Annotated in this window: 1 pseudogene; it reads right to left on the reverse strand. The window is 40.4% G+C overall.

The features are described from left to right. A pseudogene (locus PZE06_RS34325) lies at positions 1-255 on the reverse strand (group II intron reverse transcriptase/maturase); the annotation flags it as partial.

A 255-nucleotide genomic window follows, 5' to 3' on the forward strand; every position in this document is an offset into this window, starting at 1 on the left:
ATCGGTGTCAGTACTTGTGCAATCGCCTGTTGAATAACTCTGTCTAGGACAGTTGGAATTCCTAATAAGCGTTTTCCACCATTTGATTTTGGAATTTCAACCCTTAGGACTGGCTGTGGTTGGTATTCTCTTTTTCGGATTTGACGAATCATTTCATCCTTGTTTAACACCATATATCGAGCTAACTCATCCACAGTCATACCATCCATACCTGCAGAACCTTTGTTTCTTTTGACCTGCTTAATTGCTTGTTCG

This window comes from Robertmurraya sp. DFI.2.37 (genome assembly GCF_029211245.1).
GTDB classification, from domain to species: domain Bacteria; phylum Bacillota; class Bacilli; order Bacillales; family Cytobacillaceae; genus Robertmurraya; species Robertmurraya methanolica_A.